This is a genomic window from Fusobacterium sp. DD2 (genome assembly GCF_018205345.1).
Lineage (GTDB): Bacteria > Fusobacteriota > Fusobacteriia > Fusobacteriales > Fusobacteriaceae > Fusobacterium_A.
Genome location: NZ_JADRHM010000129.1, coordinates 1 through 736, shown reverse-complemented (window position 1 = coordinate 736; position 736 = coordinate 1). Strand labels below are relative to the sequence as shown.

Genomic DNA, 736 nt, shown 5'->3' with positions numbered 1-736 from the left:
AATCTATTTACTCTTAAAGTTTGTTTTAGTGTTACTGGTGGCATATCTATTATCATCTTATCATCTACTCTTACCTTTCCAAAGTATAGCACTGTTCCTTCTTTTAAAATTACTCCTTCATCATATGGTAATACAGATGTTTGTCCTTTTACATTTAAACTATATTCCTTTCCATTATACACTGCTTTTATTTTATCACTTAAAATTTCTACTTTTTCTGATGTTTTATGATTAGCATAATCTATTGGAATTAATTCTATATATCTAATAGGACTATCACTTTTATCTCCATCTGTAGTATATCCGTCTAGGTCTATATATTTATTAAGTCTTTGATAGTAAAAATAAGTTTTATCCAAAACAGAACAAGCAGTAAAGCTTAATATAGTCATTGTAAATATTACTATTTTTAATATTTTTTTCATTTTTCCTCACCTTTTCCTTTATTGAAAATTTTATCTTTTAGTCTTTGAATTAATGATTTAGTATTTTCTCCATTATTTCCTGATTGCTATTGTTATAATATTAATTAATCTTAATAAGCCATCCTATTTTACTAAAGTATACTATATAAAAAACAATTTTTGAATATAAATAAAAAAACTACCTAATTTTAGGTAGTTTGCTTGTTACATTATAGTGAGCAGAGTTGAAAGATAATATTGAAAAAAATTATGCTAATCTTAAAAACAACAAATTCACTAAAACTATCAATAATTGAGGTTTTTCAAAATTT

Annotated in this window: 1 protein-coding gene; it reads right to left on the bottom strand. The window is 23.6% G+C overall.

Annotated features, from left to right (window positions below):
* The coding region (locus IX290_RS11415) for a hypothetical protein (protein ID WP_211493313.1) at positions 1–425 on the bottom strand (425 nt) is incomplete at its 3' end.
* Positions 426–736: the final 311 nt, after the last annotated feature.